The sequence below is a fragment of the Microvirga rosea genome, from assembly GCF_020595095.1.
GTDB lineage: Bacteria > Pseudomonadota > Alphaproteobacteria > Rhizobiales > Beijerinckiaceae > Microvirga > Microvirga rosea.
On record NZ_JAJDOP010000020.1, the window covers coordinates 27,246 to 44,814 of the forward strand.

Annotated in this window: 14 protein-coding genes and 3 pseudogenes; 7 read left to right on the top strand and 10 right to left on the bottom strand. The window is 59.4% G+C overall.

Annotated features, from left to right (window positions below; translation table 11 throughout):
- Positions 1-67: 67 nt before the first annotated feature.
- Both LJD17_RS22765 and LJD17_RS22770 read left to right on the top strand, forming a co-directional pair.
- Positions 68-1,660, top strand: coding sequence for an ABC-F family ATP-binding cassette domain-containing protein (locus LJD17_RS22765; RefSeq protein WP_227386509.1), 1,593 nt, complete (start codon positions 68-70; stop codon positions 1,658-1,660).
- Between the two features lie 728 nt (positions 1,661-2,388).
- A complete protein-coding gene (locus tag LJD17_RS22770; RefSeq protein WP_406600868.1) occupies positions 2,389-3,402 on the top strand; it encodes an adenylate/guanylate cyclase domain-containing protein in 1,014 nt (337 codons plus the stop codon).
- 205 nt (positions 3,403-3,607) lie between these two features.
- Here LJD17_RS22770 and LJD17_RS22775 read toward each other — a convergent pair whose 3' ends face one another.
- The 6 genes from LJD17_RS22775 to LJD17_RS22800 all read right to left on the bottom strand — a co-directional run bounded on the left by LJD17_RS22775 (position 3,608) and on the right by LJD17_RS22800 (position 9,402).
- Positions 3,608-4,663, bottom strand: coding sequence for an adenylate/guanylate cyclase domain-containing protein (locus tag LJD17_RS22775; protein WP_227386494.1), 1,056 nt, complete (start codon positions 4,661-4,663; stop codon positions 3,608-3,610).
- 754 nt (positions 4,664-5,417) lie between these two features.
- Entirely contained in the window at positions 5,418-5,579 is a 162-nt protein-coding gene (locus LJD17_RS22780) for a hypothetical protein (protein ID WP_227386495.1), read from the bottom strand.
- A gap of 28 nt (positions 5,580-5,607) precedes the next feature.
- Positions 5,608-6,024, bottom strand: coding sequence for an organic hydroperoxide resistance protein (locus LJD17_RS22785; protein WP_227386496.1), 417 nt, complete (start codon positions 6,022-6,024; stop codon positions 5,608-5,610).
- 159 nt (positions 6,025-6,183) lie between these two features.
- Positions 6,184-7,500 (bottom strand): sensor histidine kinase, encoded by a 1,317-nt coding sequence (locus tag LJD17_RS22790; RefSeq protein WP_227386497.1) that lies wholly within the window; start codon positions 7,498-7,500, stop codon positions 6,184-6,186.
- Positions 7,497-8,237 (bottom strand): response regulator, encoded by a 741-nt coding sequence (locus LJD17_RS22795; protein WP_227386498.1) that lies wholly within the window; start codon positions 8,235-8,237, stop codon positions 7,497-7,499. The genes LJD17_RS22790 and LJD17_RS22795 overlap by 4 nt, the downstream gene beginning before the upstream one ends.
- Before the next feature lie 112 nt (positions 8,238-8,349).
- Complete coding sequence (locus LJD17_RS22800; RefSeq protein WP_227386499.1) at positions 8,350-9,402, bottom strand: alpha/beta fold hydrolase; 1,053 nt, start codon at positions 9,400-9,402, stop codon at positions 8,350-8,352.
- A 335-nt stretch (positions 9,403-9,737) separates the two neighbouring features.
- On the opposite strand from LJD17_RS22800, the gene LJD17_RS22805 reads away from it, so the two are divergent.
- A complete protein-coding gene (locus LJD17_RS22805) occupies positions 9,738-11,510 on the top strand; it encodes a cytochrome c biogenesis protein DipZ (protein ID WP_227386510.1) in 1,773 nt (590 codons plus the stop codon).
- A gap of 41 nt (positions 11,511-11,551) precedes the next feature.
- Positions 11,552-12,127, top strand: a pseudogene (locus LJD17_RS22810) (alpha/beta fold hydrolase); the annotation flags it as partial.
- A 78-nt stretch (positions 12,128-12,205) separates the two neighbouring features.
- On the opposite strand, the pseudogene LJD17_RS22815 reads toward LJD17_RS22810, so the two are convergent.
- From LJD17_RS22815 to LJD17_RS22825, 3 genes and pseudogenes are all read right to left on the bottom strand, one after another.
- Positions 12,206-12,319: pseudogene (locus LJD17_RS22815) on the bottom strand (transcriptional regulator); the annotation flags it as partial.
- 166 nt (positions 12,320-12,485) lie between these two features.
- Positions 12,486-12,887, bottom strand: a complete 402-nt coding sequence (locus LJD17_RS24305; protein ID WP_319799727.1) for a universal stress protein — start codon at positions 12,885-12,887, stop codon at positions 12,486-12,488.
- A gap of 53 nt (positions 12,888-12,940) precedes the next feature.
- A complete protein-coding gene (locus LJD17_RS22825) occupies positions 12,941-13,156 on the bottom strand; it encodes a universal stress protein (RefSeq protein WP_227386501.1) in 216 nt (71 codons plus the stop codon).
- Between the two features lie 212 nt (positions 13,157-13,368).
- Here LJD17_RS22825 and LJD17_RS22830 point away from each other — a divergent pair, with 212 nt between their 5' ends.
- A complete protein-coding gene (locus LJD17_RS22830; protein ID WP_227386502.1) occupies positions 13,369-13,623 on the top strand; it encodes a helix-turn-helix domain-containing protein in 255 nt (84 codons plus the stop codon).
- On the top strand, positions 13,623-14,966 hold the full coding sequence (locus LJD17_RS22835) for a type II toxin-antitoxin system HipA family toxin (RefSeq protein WP_227386503.1): 1,344 nt from the start codon (positions 13,623-13,625) through the stop codon (positions 14,964-14,966). Before LJD17_RS22830 ends, LJD17_RS22835 begins: the two co-directional genes overlap by 1 nt.
- 289 nt (positions 14,967-15,255) lie before the next feature.
- On the opposite strand, the pseudogene LJD17_RS22840 reads toward LJD17_RS22835, so the two are convergent.
- Positions 15,256-15,503 (bottom strand): annotated as a pseudogene (locus LJD17_RS22840) (hypothetical protein).
- 178 nt (positions 15,504-15,681) lie between these two features.
- Between LJD17_RS22840 and LJD17_RS22845 the strand changes: the two are divergent.
- A partial coding sequence (locus LJD17_RS22845) for an autotransporter-associated beta strand repeat-containing protein (RefSeq protein ID WP_227386504.1) occupies positions 15,682-17,569 on the top strand: 1,888 nt, incomplete at its 3' end.

Genomic DNA, 17,569 nt, shown 5'->3' on the forward strand with positions numbered 1-17,569 from the left:
GTTTCCTAGCCGGCCCTGTTAACAGCACGATACAGTGCCGATATTCGGAATTCAACAAGGATTCTTAATAATGTCGTCCATTACTCTCTCCCGTCTCACTTGGGCGACCCAGGATAACCGCCCTCTCTTTTCGGATCTTGACCTCAACTTTGGCCGAGAGCGCACAGGAATTGTTGGCAGAAACGGCGTCGGTAAGAGCACATTGCTAAAAATGATTGCCGGGGATCTCCAACCGCTCGGGGGCAGCGTCTCTGTTAGTGGAACCATTGGTCTGTCGAGGCAAGCGGTTCACGTCGCCCCGCAGGAGACGGTCGCAGATCTCTTTGGGGCAGCCGACGCACTCGCGATCCTACGCCGCGCAGAAGCGGGCGAGGCGACTATTGAGGAGTTGGCTACAGTAGATTGGACAATCGAAGGCCGTATTGCCACCGCGCTCGCGCATGTGGGACTTGAAATTAAGCTGGATCGACGTCTGGCGGAACTCTCCGGTGGCCAACGAACCCGCGCCAGTCTCGCGGCGGCTATCTTCTCAGAGCCGGATTTCTTGCTGCTGGACGAGCCGACAAACAACCTGGATCGAGCAGGGCGGAAGGCCGTCATCAATCTTCTCGCCAGTTGGCGGGCTGGTGCGATCATCATTAGCCATGATCGAGAATTGCTCGAGCACATGGACGCAATCGTCGAACTGACGTCGCTGGGCGCAACCCGCTATGGCGGCAACTGGCATCATTACCGCGAACGAAAAGCAACTGAGTTGGAGGCGGCTCGCCATGACTTGGCCCACTCGGAGAAGCGGTTGACCGAGATCAACCGCAAAGCTCAGGTGGCAGCTGAACGAAAAGATCGTCGCGATGCCGCGGGGGGGCGGAAAGGCGCCCGCGGCGATCTGCCTCGAATTCTACTCGGGGCGAGGAAAAACAACGCCGAAGCAACCCGCGGCGAGAGCGTAAGACTTGCTGAGCACCAGCGGAGCCAAGCCTTGGAAGCGGTGGCGACTGCCCGCGCCCGCATCGAACGCTTACAGACGTTGTCCGTCGTTCTACCTCCGACGGGTCTTCCGGCGAACCGAGCGGTCTTGAGAATGGACAGCGTCACCGCAGGCTACGATATCAATCATCCTGTCATCCGTGATTTGTCGCTCTCAGTAACTGGGCCCGAGCGTGTCGCCCTCGTCGGGCCTAATGGATCAGGCAAGACGACCCTGCTGAAGGTCATCGCTGGTGAAATAAAGGCATTCCAAGGCACTGTGTCTGTTCTGGTCGACTTCGCGATGCTTGATCAGAGCGTCAGCGTGCTTGACCCAGACACATCAATCCTCGACAATTTCATGCGCCTAAACCCTGACTCTAACGAAAATACGTGCTGGGCGTCTCTTGCTGGCTTCCTGTTCAAAGCGGATGCAGCGCGTCAACGAGTCAGCACGCTAAGTGGCGGACAGATGCTGCGCGCTGGCCTCGCGTGTGTGCTGGGCGGCACGCAGCCACCCCCGCTGCTCATCCTGGACGAGCCCACCAACCATCTGGATATCGACTCAATTGAGGCTATTGAGGCTGGCCTCACGGCCTATGATGGAGCAATTCTGCTTGTAAGCCATGATGAGACGTTTCTCACAAACGTGGGCCTCAGCCAGCGGCTCGAATTGAGCACGATCGAACAGTGACTCCCGATTGCGACACTGATACTACCCTAGCGTCAAATCCGTTCCAGGACACGGCCAGAATAGGCCAAGAAACGCAGCGTTGGATCCGTAACGCTCCAAGCACTCTTCGATCCTAAGAACCTCAATGCACAATTCGTCCGCCTATCATAAAGCCCCTACACGTTATCCAACGAGCCCTTGGCTCGTCGGGTAGCCGTTGAGTTGAGCAATTTCCACTGCCTTCCCCATGCGGTCCTGCGGATTCACTTCCCGTAGGCGGGTTCCGATGGGAGTTCTCACTTTTCACAATCTCTCAATATAGAGGATGCGTTGAATGTATTCATCCAACGACGACAGTCGCGTCGCTTGGGTCCAGAAACAATGTTCTGTACGCGACAGTATGAGAATCCTACCGGCGTTCGTGGGCGGCCGATTATCGAACGATTATCAATGTATTTTGGAACATCCCTTTACGAAAAAGCTATTCGCCCCTGCTCGTGCCAATTTAATCCTATCTCGCAGCCTCAGGCTTTCACGGCATAGCCCACCTTGGATTAAACCAGGAGTGCTCGCTGCCGGCTTGTGGCAAATGGGTGACCAGAGGGAAGATCCCTAAGTGCCAACCTCGCAGGATCCAAAGTTCTCTTCTGGTTGTGGCGGCAAAGTTCTATCGTGGCCAAGGAAAATAGTTTAATAGGACCAGACCTGCCGGATCCACCCGGATAATGGATTTATTGTCACCGGCCCTCATGCATTTTCATCGCCTCTCGTTCTGGCTTATTGCACCTGCGCTTGGAGCGCTCGCCGGCGTTTTGTATTCAATAATGTTCCAAGTCGAGACGCTGATGAACTCGGCCATTCGCGGGATTCTGATCGGGGCACCCATTCTGCTCTACGAGCGTGGATTCCTTTTCCCCAGGTGGCGCAATCGGATCCGAGGCACCGCGACACCAATCTTCGTATTTGTCACTGTCATCACCTACGCGGCGTTAATCGTGCTCGGCAATGCCGTGGCTGGCACTGTGCTGCATCACTTTTTCGGATACATGCTCAATGCCCATGACGCGATGATGATGTCCCAGTCGGGTTTTGTTTACTCCCTCATCGCCGCGGCCGTGACTGTGTTTGTGTTCCGCTTGCGTGACCTAATCGGCCCAGGGTTGTTCATGAGCTTACTGCTCGGTCGTTACCATCGTCCGACCAAGGAGGAGCGCATTTTCCTGTTTCTCGATGTCTCAGGGTCTGCTCGCTTTGCCGACCGCCACGGAGATCTGGCAGCTCAAGCCTATCTCGGGCAAATCTTCAATGCACTGGCTCTCCCGGTACGGCGCTCGGGCGGATCGATCGATGATTATGTCGGCGACATGGCATTAGTCACGTGGACAGTTCCCCGAGGCGCCCGTGACGCCGCGTGCATTCGCTGCGTCTTCGATTTTGCTAAAGCCATTACGGACAACGCATCGACTTGGGAGGCGCGCTTCGGAGAGGTGCCGCGGTTCCGGGCGGCTCTTCATTGTGGCTCAGTCGTCGTGGCCGAAATTGGATTCGAGCGGCACAAAATCTCTTATTTCGGGGATGCCGTAAACACCACGGCACGACTAGAAATTTTGTCCAAGACCCTCGACGTACCAGTCCTGGCTTCAGTCGACCTCCTTGGTCACATTGGCAAGCTGCCTGGCGAATTCACGGCTCAAGATCTCGGCTTGCATGCCATTAGAGGTCGCAGTGAGCAGATCGGCGTCGCAGCGATCCATCGCCGCTGAGACTCACACAACACAGGTCGAGGCGATTTATGTCACATGTAACGCACTGCAAATCTTCTTGATCACCGCGTGTTGAAGCTACACTGTGCACTCGCTTTGCTCACCAGAGCGATCGACTGGACCGTCCGCCGCGGAAGCACATGTTGGCACTCGGCTCAGACGGCTGCGTAATCGTCCACAATGGCCACTACATTGTGGGGTAAGATCATCCTCGAGACAACCCGTCATTGAACGTGAGATTTCGAGAGTGAATCAAGAGCCTATCGTGGGCGTATCTCTGCTCTTCTAGTCCGCCCTGGAGACCTGAAAGGCGGATTCGCGCCGTGCGCCCGCGCAGCGTCTGGAAACCCAAGTCGATGAAGCTTTTTGCCAAAGCGACGCTGCCCTCCGCGCTCAGCTCGGCGATTACCGCCCCAGTGACAAGGAGGTCGAAGTGTAGCTCGCGGCAGAGGGATTCGACACGGCTTGCAACGTTCACGGTATCCCCGACCACGGTGAGCTCCAGTCTGCTTTTACTGCCGACTTCGCCCTGAACCACCTGTCCGTGATGGATGCCAATCGCAACCCGGAGAGGCTGCTCCCCGACACGAATACGCTGCCGGTTCCACCTTTCAACTGCACTGATCATTTCAAGCGCACATCGAACTGCATCGGTGACGTCGTGAGTACCCGCGTTTGGGAGACCGAATGCCGCGATCAAACCGTCGCCCAGGAACTTGTCAATCATGCCATTATTCGCAATGACTCGATCGCCAAGGATGCTCTGCAGATCCCGTAGAAGCGTGATCACCTCTTCAGGCGACCTGCTCGATGCATAATCAGTGAAGCCGACCATATCGGCGAACAATACGGCCGCTCGCTGGTTCCTATAGACGGAAAGGGCCGTGTCAGTCGCGGCGAGCTCGTCCACGAGCTGAGGAGAGAAGAACCGTGCGAGATTTTTGCGCTGCAATTCGATCACGACTAAGCGCTCTCTCGTTGAGATGTTCCTCAAGCTAAGACTCGTCGTGATCCCACTCGCAGCGAGGCTCATGAATGCTCTCAGAATAGCCGCATCAGGAAACATGATCCGATGGACCAGAACTAAGCTCAGAACCGTGAGCGCCGAGCATCCAACGCCAGCAAGGATAACGGTCGACTTATCGCGGGACATCGCGGAGATCAACACCACGCCGACGTAGAGAACGGCCACCGCAAATTCGATATGGACAAATGTGTCTACCGCGAAGATTGCGGCAATCAGACAGATAGACACAAGCATCAGGAGCGTACTTCTGTCCCTTACCCAGTGTACGGAAATGTTCCTGCGTGCGGAGCTACTGCTCCATCGTTGGTCACTCATGGGCGCAATGGCTCGCGGATCGAACGTGATGCCTGCTGCACAGTGGTCAATCCGCTCTGCCGACGCGAATCGGCGGGAGGGACGCTAATGTGGCGTCGCCGGCCACTATCGGCCGCGGCGGCCGTTCCATAGGTCTCAGTATGAATACTGGCGCGCATCAACATCCAGTCGCTCCGGCAACATGCGGCCAGCTGTCTATAAATGACCGCGAGTAAGACATACTGGGATGCGGTCGTGCAGGCTCGTTAGAGGCTGAAAGGATCTGTGAGGAGTTGCCGGACTGCCTTCTCGTGGATGCTTGGAGAGGCACCCTCGGAATAGGAAAAGTTGGGCCTGTGCTCGTCCTGTTCGCCGACAACTGGGATACAGCAAATGCCGCACCAGAGCATAGACATGTCGGGCATGTCAGCAGCAACAGGTCATTGGAGAATCGGTCACTCGGGCGCCAGATGAGACTGCGCCGGCGCGGTCGAAAGCGACAAGAGAACTCCACCAGTCTCCGCCTGGAAAAATGCTCAATTGGCTGCGTCTCTAGGGAAACTTGTTGGCATTAGAGGCAGTCTCTTTTCTTGAAGCAGCTTCCATCGACAATGTTGCAGCGGACGAATGAGGCTGCTGTCTGCACAGCGCCTCATTCAAGGTCGTACCTGGTCGTGGGAGTCTTTTCCGCGGACTATCGGCTGCCTACGCCGTCAAATCTAATGTTGTAACTTAACAAGCTCGTTGACATTGCGAAGAGGCCTGCGAGCGGCGATGGCTCTGGTGAAACTATGTCATAACCACAAGGTGCCGCAAGGATGCCGATCGCCAGCATGCCAGCAATGATGCGCTTCATCGAAACCTCCGTTGGTGGGGAGTGACGCTCACGTGACATTCAGTTCTACGTTGATGTTACCTCGTGTCGCCTTGGAATAGGGGCAGGTTCGATGGGCCTCCTCGATGAGCTCCCGGGCCAGTTCCTTTTCGAGGCCCGGCAGGCTCACATTCAAGCGGGCTTGCAGGAAATAGGCACTATCCGTGGTGCCGAGGTCGACTTCCGCATCGACAGCGGTGTCCGCAGGGAGCCTCAACTTGGGCCTGCCCGCAGCGAGACCCATTGCGCCGATGAAGCAGGCCGGCCAACCAGCCGCGAAGAGCTGTTCGGGATTGGTACCCGGCGTGGCTGCGCCAGGAGGAGACAGCTTGACATCGAGCTGTGCATCGTCGCTGCGCGTGAAGCCGTCGCGCCCGCCAGTCGTGTGGGTCTTTCCGGTGTAAAGGACCTTTTCGATCTTCGTCATAAATCACTCTTTGTTCCGTCGCTCACAGCGACATTTACTGACGGGAAGTGATATGGAAGGTCGACGTATCGGGCATATTTCTGGAAACGCCAGAACTGTATCAAAGCGTAACAACCAGCTAGCGGGAGATCGTCCAGTACAAGGTGCCTAGTTCACCCGTCAACGAAGGGTCACTTCTGCCACCAGTCCACCACCGACACGGTTATAGATCCGAACCGAAGCGCCGATTGTCGTCGCCAGCTGCTGGGCGATGGCAAGCCCAAGCCCTGTACCGCCGGTCTCGCGATTACGGGACGGCTCCAGCCGGAAGAAGGGCTGCATGGCGGCTTCCAGCCTGTTTTCCGGTATACCTGGCCCGCGATCCAGTACCTTGATAACTACGTATCCGTCTCTTCGCTCAACTCCGATTTCGGCGCTGCCAGCAAATTTCAGGGCATTGTCAAGGAAGTTTGTCAGAATGCGGCGCAATGCATGCCGCTTGGTCACGACCGTACCCTGCACAGCACCGAGAACAGTGACCGCTTTCCCGGTATCCTGGTAGTCGTATGCAATGCTGTCAATGAACGACGGAAGATCAATACGAGAGGCATTCTCGCCATGACCGTGCGAACTACGGGCATAGGCTATGCCTTCCTGCACTAGCCGCTCAACTTCGCCCAGATCGCTAACGAGTTTGTCCTTCTCGGGCGAGTCGTCCGCTAAATCGGCGCGCAGCCGCATCCGCGTAATGGGTGTCTGAAGGTCGTGAGAGATCGCTGCGAGAATCTGGACTCTTTCTTCCAGATAGTGAGCGATGCGCTCGCGCATCGCGTTGAAGGCTCGGGCAGCATGGGCGACTTCGCTCGGCCCCGCCTCGCTGAGAGCAGGCCCTGGCCGGCTCGGATCCAGCGCATCGGCGGCAGCAGCAAGTGCGCCCAGAGGCCGTATCGTCTGCCGGACGGCGAGCCAAGCGCACAGGACGAGCAGCACCATCTGCAGGAAGAAAACGTAAGGCAGCCAATCAGCCACCGGCATGACGCCTCGCGGCGTAATATCGATCGTCAGCGGATTTCCGTCGCTGAGTGTCAAATGGACCTGAAGCCGCACTACATCGCCGGGAATGGCTTCGATCCGCAATGGAAACCGATGGCCGACCGCCTCCTCGATCCTTGAGAGAATCTCGGCGCTCCGGGGTGACGTGTCCGGCACACCTTTCAGCCCCTCACCCAGCACGAACCGGTAGCTGCCGCGGCTGAGCCAGTCGATGAAGTTTTCTCTCTCGTTTACCGGAAGCCGGTCGAGAACAGCGATCGAGGTTGCGACATCCTTCTCGAGCGTACCGAGCATCACTGCCTTCGCCGATATGTAGCGTTCCAGGTAGAGCACGGCGAATGAGAGACCATAAGCGACTGCCAACCCGACGAGGAGGATGAAGAAGATTCGAGCACGCAGCGTGCTTGGCCATGTTAATAAGCGAATTGGCTTGCCGCCCGTCATGGCCGCGGCTCCAAAATTTCGACTGGCGTGGAAAGTACATACCCCTCGCTGCGGACTGTCTTGATGTAGGTTGGCTCGCGCGCGTCGTCGCCGAGACGTTGACGCAGGCGGCTGACCAGAAGGTCGATGGATCGATCGAACAGGTCAGCGTCACGGCCCTGGGTCAGATTGAGGAGTTGATCTCGACTAAGAACGCGCTGGGGATGGTCAATGAAGACTCGCAACAGACGGTACTCCGCACCGCTCAAGGCGATCGCCGTGCCCTGCCGGTCAAGGAGATGGCGACCAACGGTGTCGAGCCGCCAATCGCCGAAAGCCAACATCTGTCCGGCCTCACTGATCTGAAGGTTGGGCGGGAGCATGCGCGTTCGGCGCATCACAGCCTTGACCCGTGCCAGCAGTTCCCGTGCAGCAAAGGGCTTGGCAAGATAGTCATCGGCGCCCATCTCAAGGCCTATGATACGATCCATTTCGTCGCTGCGAGCCGTCAGCATAAGGATCGGAATCGCCTTGTGCCTGCCGGCACGCAGTTCGCGGCAGAGCACAAGTCCGTCGTCACCTGGCATCATCACGTCGAGGACGATCAGATCGACAGCGTTCGCTTCCAGGAAGGTGCGCATCTGACGGCCGTCAGCCACGCCTGTTGCCCGCAAACCGTTCTTCCTCAGATAGGACGACAGCAGTTCGCGGATCTCGCGATCGTCGTCGACAATCAGAATATGGTCGACATGCTCCATAGACGACACTTCAAAATCCTCGCTGGATAGGACGATATACTCCGCTCTTCTTTACTCCTCGAAGTGACCGCCGCGAAGCGGAGATTTCCTCTTCGCCTTAACCGGAAGTCGCCTAAAACGTGGCAACATCTAGAACCGCTTGGGCAAAAGCCTGCGGCGCCTCTTGCGGGAGGTTGTGGCCGATGCCGCCGGTGATGGTCCGATGTTCGTACTTCCCGGAGAACTTCTTTGCATAGAGTACCGGATCAGGATGCGGCGCGCCATTGGCATCGCCCTCCATTGTGATCGTCGGAACAATGATGATCGGAGCTTTAGCGAGTTCTTCCTCATAGGCATCGTATTTTGTCTCTCCATCTGCAAGGCCAAGACGCCAGCGATAGTTGTGAATGGCGATCGCGACATGATCCGGATTGTCGAAAGCGGCAGCTGACCGCTCGAAGGTCGCGTCATCGAATGCCCAGGTCGGAGATGCCGTCCGCCAGATCAACTTGGCAAACTCGCGCGTATTCGCCTCATAGCCGAGACGACCCCGCTCGGTCGCGAAGTAGAACTGGTACCACCAGGGAAGCTCTGCCGCCGGCGGCAGGGGCTTCTTATTCGCCTGCTGGCTCCCGATCAGATAACCGCTTACCGACACCATCGCCGTGCAGCGTTCCGGCCACAACGCCGCCATGATGTTGACGGTACGCGCGCCCCAGTCGAAGCCGGCGACAGTCGCCTTTTCAATGCCGAGCGCGTCCATTAGTGCAATCATATCGGCAGCAAGAGCTGATTGCTGACCATTGCGTGGCGTACTCTTCAATAAGAATCTTGTCTTGCCGTAGCCGCGAAGGTAGGGGATGATGACGCGATGGCCGGCTGAAGCAAGGATCGGCGCGACGTCGACGAAACTGTGGATGTCGTATGGCCACCCATGCAGTAGCAGGACGGCCGGACCGTCCGCCGGACCGGCTTCCGCATAAGCGACATTCAGCACGCCGGCGTCGATCTGATTCAGAGCCTCGAAAGGCATACGGGCACGGGCCTTGGCCTTGGCAGTGGCCGACGACGAAGGCGCCGCGGGCTGCGCCTTCGCCGAGGAGGCAAGGCCGACTTGAAACGCTGCGGCAGTCATAGCGGCCGCACCTAAGAAGTGGCGGCGCTGGTGGTTGACTTCATTGGACACAGACTTCTCTCCGACCTCGATTGATCACGGTCGGAAGAAACCGGCAGTACGTACCGCTGGTGTGTCCCATTCAGTACGCTATTGAATGTTGATGTATCATCGGGCCGTCAGGATACATTTCGATACAATTCGACACCCGTCCCGCAGACCGGGCCGCCCGCTGTCCCTGGCTGACTGCTTGGCTCATTCCCGTCTGCAATAGGTCTTACACTTCGATACACTTCCTCCCGCACCCGGACACATCCGGGATACGTCATGTCGACCAAATTGGTCTGACCGCTGGACGAGCTCCATCGCCGACCAGAGCTCAACCCTCGGCTCCAAAGGAAACGATGATGACGCTTCTTATCATTGCCTATCTCGGAGGTGCGCTGACAATCGTCAGCCCCTGCATCCTCCCTATCCTTCCCTTCGTCTTCGCCCGCGCGGGACAATCCTTCCTCCGAAGCACCTTGCCCATGCTTTGCGGCATGGCCGCTACGTTCGCACTGGTTGCAACGCTTGCAGCAGTTGGCGGCAGCTGGGCGATCCATGCCAATGAATACGGGCGCCTCGCCGCGCTTGTGCTCCTTGCCGTCTTTGGCGTGAGCCTGCTGTCGCCCCGCGTTGCGAGCACCGTCACCCAGCCAGTCGTGGATTTCGGCAACCGCCTGCTGAATGCCTCCAGCCCATCCCTTTCCGCTCTCTCCGTGGCTAACTCACTCGTCCTTGGTGTTGCCACCGGCCTGCTCTGGGCACCCTGCGCAGGGCCTATCCTCGGCCTCGTGCTGACAGGTGCTGCGCTGCAGGGCGCCAATCTCGAAACCACGTTCCTGCTCACCGCCTATGCAGCTGGTGCTGCCACCTCTCTCGCCGTCGCATTGCTTGTCGGGGGCGAGATCTTTGCCAGCATGAAACGCTCGCTCGGGGTCAGCGAACGGATCCGCCAAGTGCTTGGCGCTGCGGTCCTTGCGGGTGTAGCCACTATCGCTCTCGGCCTCGATACCGGCCTTCTGGCACGGCTTTCCTACACAAGCACTGCCTCGTTTGAACAGGCAGTGCTTGATCGATTACACGCAAAGTCCAATGCCGACGTGCCGACCGAAGTCGCCAGCAACAGCACTATGGTGACTGCGGATACGAAGCAGCCGTTCCGCAGCAACCTGCCGGTCGAAGGGCGTGCGCCGTCCTTGAATGGTGCAGTCGAATGGCTGAACTCGCCACCACTCACGATGGAAGGTCTTCGTGGCAAGGTCGTGCTCGTCGATTTCTGGACCTATTCCTGCATCAACTGCATCCGAACAATGCCCTATGTCCGCGCCTGGGCCGAGAAGTACAAGGACCAAGGCCTTGTCGTGATTGGCGTGCATGCTCCTGAATTCGCTTTCGAGAAGAAGATCAACAATGTCCGACAAGCCGTTGGGGACTTCAAGATCACCTATCCGGTCGCGATCGACAACGACTATAAGATCTGGCGCGCCTTTGAGAACAGTTACTGGCCGGCTCATTATCTCATCGATGCTAACGGGCAGATCCGTTACCATCACTTCGGAGAAGGCAACTATCGCCAGACCGAGAAGGCGATCCAAGACCTGCTGCACGAAGCCGGCAGCGAGATGGCGACAAGGTCACCGGTGACGCCGGATGCGAAGGGCGCGGAGGCCAGCCCGGATCTCACGAACATCCGATCGGGCGAAACCTATCTCGGCTATAAGCGCGCCACTAATTTTGTTTCAAAGGAAAGCCTGCGCGCGGACGCCGCCCGCGAATATACGGTCGAGAAGCCGAACCTCAACGAATGGGGCTTTTCCGGCACTTGGACCATCGGGGCAGACCATGCCACGCTCGACCAACCGAATGGCAGTATCGTCTACCGGTTCAGCGCCCGCGACCTGCATCTCGTTCTCGGCCCCGGTGAGTCCGGCAAACCGGTCCGATTCCAGGTGACGATCGACGGCAGGACACCTGGAGCCGACCATGGTGCAGATATCGATGCCGACGGCAAAGGCACTTTGAGCTCGACAAGGCTCTACCAGCTCGTCCGCCAGTCCGGCCATGTGGAGGTGCGGAACTTCGAGATCCGTTTCCTCGATTCCGGCGCGGAGGCCTACGCCTTCACCTTTGGCTGAACGGCCTTCTTAACTCAACCTCAAACACAGGAATTACACCTATGACTCGCCGTTATGTCACCACCTTCGCACTTGTACTCGCGACCAGCGTGATCGCTTTCGCAGCCCACGCTGCAGACGTGAGGAATATTGTTGTTGTGCATGGCGCGCTTGCCGATGGCTCCGGCTGGCGCAAAGCGACCCAAATCCTTGAGAAGAGAGGCTTCAACGTCACAATTGTGCAGGAGCCGATCACGTCGCTGGACGACGACATCGCTATGACCAACCGCGTACTGGACCTGCAGGATGGTCCAACGCTGCTCGTTGGTCACAGCTATGGCGGCATGGTGATCACCGAAGCCGGACACAATCGGAATGTCGCGGGTCTGGTCTATATCGCGGCCTTTCAGCCGGACAAAGGTGAAAATCTGCTTAGCCTCGCCAGCTCAATGCCTGCCGGCGGCATGAACATCCGCGAGACGAAGGACGGACAATACCTTTATCTTGATCCCGCTTCCTTCGCGAACGACTTCGCCGGCGACCTGCCAAAGGACGAGGCCTCATTTCTTGCGAAATCGCAGGTCTTCGCCTCTAAGGAAGCGTTCTCTGCAAAAGTTGGCGATCCCACCTGGCTGACCAGCTCCCACGTCATGCGGGTCCTCGTCCGTTTGGTGTTGGGACAAGCTTAAGAGTAGTTTTTCGTGCATCCGTCAAAACTCGAAGTCGTGGATGGTGCTGTGCGAGGCGTCCGCTCGTTCGGCGAGTTCCTCCTGGGGCCAGTCCAGGAGGCCACGGGCGGCACGGCACTGCTCAGGGGTAAGGGGCGGCATTCGGGATGTTCTGGTTCGGACATGAGGTTGCCCACAATGGTTGAATCTAGTCCGTGCCCTGTCGGACACAAGAGCATCGGCCAGGCGGGACATGGCAAAGTCCTAGGCGGTGAATGGCGATCGCTTGCCGACCGCCGGGAGGATCTCCGGCGGTGACACTGCGGTGTTAATGCATCGGCGGGACGGCAAGGATGTCGACATTGAGGGACCTTAGAACCTCCTCGGTGACGCTCCCTAGGAGCACCTGGGCGATGCCTGAGCGGCCGCGCGTCCCGATGATCAGGACATCGGGCTTCAATTGCTCCACGGTCTTGGAGATCACCTCGAACGGGGCGCCCTCCTCTGCGCGAACCGGTTGCCTATGATCATTGAGACCGTTTGCCTCCAGGAACGCGATCAATTCCTTGGTGGCCCGCACACGCTCGTCGGCCACGTACCGGTCGATGGTGTCCGGGCTGAGCCTGGCATAGAACGTCTGTCCTTTCGCGAGCGGCTGGAAGGCATGAACGAGCGTAAGCCGGGCGTCGCCCGCCAATCCCAGGGCCTTGCCAGTCCGGATGGCGCTCACGGACGGATCAGACAATTCGACCGGGGCCAGGGCCGTCCGGTGGGCCGCTCTGCCTATCCGTTGACCATCAACACCGGATGCGGTCCCGTGCGGATCACGCGCTCAATGGTTGTTCCCACGAGGATGTCACGCAGGAGCTGCTTGCGGTGAGCTCCCATCACGATGAGGTCCGCGCCCGTCGACGCGGCGGCGCGCAGGATGCCGTCGAACGGGTCGCCTGCGACCACCAGAGCGCGAGACTGTTTGGGCTCTAAGATTGGCCCCAACACTGGCCAACGCCTGCGTTCCTCTAGCTATTCACATAAAATCCTCATGCAAGCAGTCGCCAAGCTTCCTGGCAAAGCCGTTCCGACATGTGACTGGCGATACGAACTTGCGTATATTTCAGATTTATACGCAAGGGCGTATATTAAGCTTTCATACGCAAAGCCGTATATCGACATACTATACGCGTTCACGTATATTGCTCCTGGAGGGCTACATGACCAACCAGATCGCACGCAATGAAAAACAACTCGGCGCCATCCTGCGCCGCGCCCGCAAGCATGCCGGCCTGACGCAAGGCGCACTCGGTGACCACGTTCATTTACGGCAAGGCACCGTCTCCCGTCTTGAGGCTGGCGAGCCCGCCGTCCAGCTGCGCACGCTGATGGCCGCGCTATCCGCTCTCGACCTCGAACTTGTCGTCCGCCCCCGGAGCAAGGCAAGTGCCGCCGACATCGAGGAGCTGTTCTGATGGCGCGCCGCCGGGCCCACACGCCCCTCAATGTCTTTCTGAATAGCCGCTTTGTCGGCATGCTGCGCCGCGAATCCACCGGCGCAATCGACTTCCAGTACGCAGAGGAATGGCTCACCTGGGAGAACACCTTCCCGGTTTCGCTTTCCCTGCCTTTGCGCGAGGACCGCTATATCGGCGCACCCGTCATCAACGTCTTCGACAACCTGCTGCCGGACAGCGATGCGATCCGCAAGCGCGTCGCCGAGCGCGTCGGCGCAGGAGGCACGGATGCCTACAGCCTGCTGACCGCCCTGGGCCATGACTGCGTCGGCGCACTGCAATTCCTCCCGGACGGCGTCCACCCCGGTCGAGCCGGCGCCGTCGACGGCTCCCCCATCACTGACGACGACGTCGCCGCCATCATCAACAACCTCGCTGCCGCCCCCCTCGGCATGGGCGAAGACGAGGATTTCCGTATCTCGATCGCGGGCGCGCAGGAAAAGACCGCCCTGCTGCGCACAGACGGACAGTGGTTCAAACCCGCCGGGACCACTGCCACCACCCATATCCTCAAGCCGCAGATCGGCCAGCTGCCGAACGGCATCGATCTCTCAAACAGCGTCGAGAACGAATACTTCTGCCTAAAGCTGCTCACCGCCCTCGGCGTGCCGACAGCCCACACCGAGATCGCGGATTTCGGCGACCGCCGCACGCTCATCGTCGAACGCTTCGACCGCCGCTGGACGAATGACGGCCGCCTGCTGCGCCTGCCGCAGGAAGACATTTGCCAGGCATTGTCCGTGCCGCCCACGCGCAAATACCAGTCTGATGGCGGTCCGGGGATGCGCGACATCATCCAGCTCCTGAAAGGCAGCGACACACCGGAGCAGGACATCGCCACCTTCATGCGCGCATGCATCCTATTCTGGATGCTGGGCGCCACGGACGGGCACGCGAAGAACTTCAGCATCACCTTGGGACCCGGCGGGCGTTTCCGCCTGACCCCGCTTTATGATGTGCTGACCGCGCAGCCGAGCCTAGATGCTGGCCAGATCCAGCAAAAGAAATTCAAGCTCGCCATGTCCGTCGGCAAGAACCGTCATTACCCCGTCGACAACATCACGCCGCGCCACTTGCTTCAAACCGCGAAGCTCGCCGGTGTCGGCGCCCCTCTGATGCGCTCGATCTTCGAAGACCTCGTCGCAAACGCTGAGAAACACACCGACGCCGTCATTGACGCGCTGCCCTCCGGCTTTCCTGATCAACTCATCACATCGGTCCGCGCGGCCGTTAAACGCCGCGCTGGCCTCCTCGCCCATGCCGGGCAGAGCGACACGCCAATGGACAGCGGGGACGCCTGAAAATGGCAGCACCGTAGCGGCTCAATAGACGGGCATGGAAGGGAGCTCTTCTGCGCTCGCTTGGTCACGCGTCACGGGCTGCCAAGTAGACGCCATCAGGAATCAAATTTCCTGGGTGGCTGCCATCAGGCGCCCTTCTCCAACTGGGCGGGTCCAGCCCGCCTTGCCAGCAGTTCGGTCTTGCCACGATTGCCGTCCCTCTCGCCGATGGCCGGCTCGCCAGCCTCGCAGGCGTCGCGGTATCTGATCGAAGCAAACCTCAACTGAGTTGAATTGCGTTCGTCGAGAGCTACTGCAGCCGAAATTCCCCATTTACAGCTCGCATCTCGGCAGGCCGGATCAGGCGAGCATGGGTGACGGTGACGGAATGCAGCGGGCCATCCAGCTTTTCCTCCCAGCAGGCGGAAACTTCGTCAGGCCGAGAAATTCCGGAAAGAGGTCATAGTCCTGCCAGACGTATTCTTGGATGAGGGAGCGGTGATCACGCAAGTGCAATCCCAGGCGACCAAGGCCTCGTCCAGGAGCCGACGCTCCCATCGGCGTGAGGCCTTCGCTTGCTAGGACCCGCCCCTCCTCTGCGTTGCCGCAAGGTAACAGATCTCTGAAATGTCTTCGTCCCAGAGTGTTTGACAGTGGAAGACTAGGCTTTTCCTCTTAATACTCCCGCGCCCGGGAGAGTTGCTGATTTGCTCCTCGGCATCGTCGAGGAGGCAGCATGGCTCACCGTTTCAACCATCACGGACCTACAGCGGGCTTTGCGCCTGTTTCCGACCGTGAGCGGCGTGCTCCCCGTATTGCCCTCCTCCTGATCTCGGTCTCAACTGCGGCTCTGCTGTACGCCAGCCCGGCGGCGGCGCAGACCTTTACGTGGAATACGGTCAGCAACACATGGACCGACCCGGCTGCTTGGGCGCAAGGCGGCTTCCCGAACAGCGCAACGGCGATCGCGGTTTTCCCGACGCCAAGTGAGGGCCGTGGGGTGGTCCTGAACGGCACATACACGGTCAATACGCTCGACTTCCAGGGCGGCGGCGGCTCGGCCGGCACCCCCCGCTACGTCGTGCAGAATGGCAGCCTTATCCTCGCCGGGATCGCGCCGCGCATCAACTACGGTCCTGCGTCTGCCGGCTACTTCCGGACGGCAGAATTCACGAACACCGTGACGCTGCAGTTGCTGAACACCACGACCTTCAACGGCAGTGCGGCAGGTTCCGAGTTCGCCGTGAGCGGCGTCATCGGAGGTGCGGGCGGATTGATCAAGACAGGGCCCGCATTGCTGTTACTGGAAGCCGCGAATACCTATACTGGCGGAACGACCATCCAGGGAGGTACGCTGCGACTGTCCGCTGCAGGATCACTCCCAGGTAGCGGCCCTCTATCAATCACCAGCGGGATGTTCGACATAGAAACGGCATCAGCCAGCCAGACGATCGGCGACCTGAGCGGCACGGCCGCCGCGATGATCAAGCTGGGTGGCAACCACCTGACAGTCGGGGGACCCCTCAACACGACCTTTGCCGGAGGTATCGTCAGTACGGGCGGCGGACTGACGAAGCAAGGGGCGGGCACCCTGACGCTGTCGGGGGTCAGCACCTATACGGGTGGCACGATCGTTAACAGCGGCACCCTTGTTGCCGCTGCGAGCGGAGCCCTCGGATCTGGGAGCGTAATTGTCAACGGCGACATGGCGCTCCTGGGCTATGTCGGCGCCGGCGTGGCGGCCGCTGCTGCGCCGATCACCCTCAACGACTCAAGCAGGCTGACCTTCGGCAATGGGGCGAGCGCCGGTTCGTCGACCATCACGATCGCGGCGGATGCAACGCCCAGCCTCGGGGCTGGTCTGGAGTTCACTCAGACCTCCACCGCCGGTGATGCTCACATCAGCAATGCCCTGGCCCCCGCCTATAGCGGCGTGACGTTCCGGGACAGCAGCAGCGCCGGGTCGGCGACGATCCAGAACGGCAACGGCAGCGTCACCAGCTTCCAGAACGGCAGCACCGCGGCATCAGCAACCATCACCAATCTCGGCAACGGCGCCACCTCCTTCGAGGGCAGCTCCAGCGCCGGCTCGGCGACCATCACCAACCAGGCCACCGGACGAACCTATTTCTCGTTCAACGCCACAGGCGGGAATGCCCGGGTCGTCAACGATGCCGGCGGCCTCCTCGACATTTCCGGCCTGACCAGCGCCGGAACCACCTTCGGCTCTATCGAGGGCGCTGGAACCTTCGCGCTCGGCGCAAAGAATCTGACGGTCGGTTCCAACAATCTGAACACCACCGTGTCCGGCACCATCAATGGCGTCGGCGGCTTACTCACGAAGGTGGGTACAGGGACACTCACGCTCTCGGGCACGAACACCTATTCTGGCGGCACGAGCGTGCTCACCGGCACCCTCGAGATCCAGAATGGCGCCGCGCTGGGCAGCGGTGGCGTCACCCTCAACGGCGGCCATCTGCGCTCCAACATCACCGGCATCGCAACCCTGGCCAATCCCCTGAGCCTGGTGAACGCCAGCCTCCTCTCGGCAGCCCCGGGCCAGACCCTCAACATCAACCTTGCCAACGTCGCCGACGGCGCCATCGTGCTCCTGGGCTCGGCCA